Annotated in this window: 1 protein-coding gene; it reads left to right on the top strand. The window is 66.0% G+C overall.

The genetic code is table 11. The features are described from left to right. A partial coding sequence (locus tag LPA54_RS39920; protein WP_228985308.1) for a carbohydrate ABC transporter permease occupies positions 1-423 on the top strand: 423 nt, incomplete at both ends.

Raw genomic sequence — 423 nt, 5'->3', positions numbered from 1 at the left:
ACCACGTCCTGCACGACCAGCTCGGCCTCACCGACAAGCCCTCCTTCTGGCTGATCGGCGACAACAGCTTCGTCGCCCTGCTCACCGTGTCGGTGTGGAAGGGCTGGCCGTTCGCCTTCCTCATCGTGATGGCCGGCCTGCAGAACATCCCCCGTGAGCTGTACGAGGCCGCCGCCCTCGACGGCGCCGGCATGGTCCAGCAGCTCCGCCGCATCACCCTGCCGTCGCTCCGACCGGTCAACCAGGTGCTGGTCCTCGTCCTGTTCCTGTGGACGTTCAACGACTTCAACACCCCGTACGTCCTCTTCGGCAAGAGCGCGCCCGAGGCCGCCGACCTGATCTCCGTGCACATCTACCAGGCGTCTTTCGTGACCTGGAACTTCGGCACCGGGTCCGCGATGTCCGTGCTGCTCCTGCTGTTCC

The organism is Streptomyces sp. DH12, from assembly GCF_020873895.1.
Taxonomy (GTDB): Bacteria; Actinomycetota; Actinomycetes; order Streptomycetales; family Streptomycetaceae; genus Streptomyces.
Note: the sequence above shows the minus strand (reverse complement) of the source record. Positions and strands in the feature narration are given on the sequence as shown.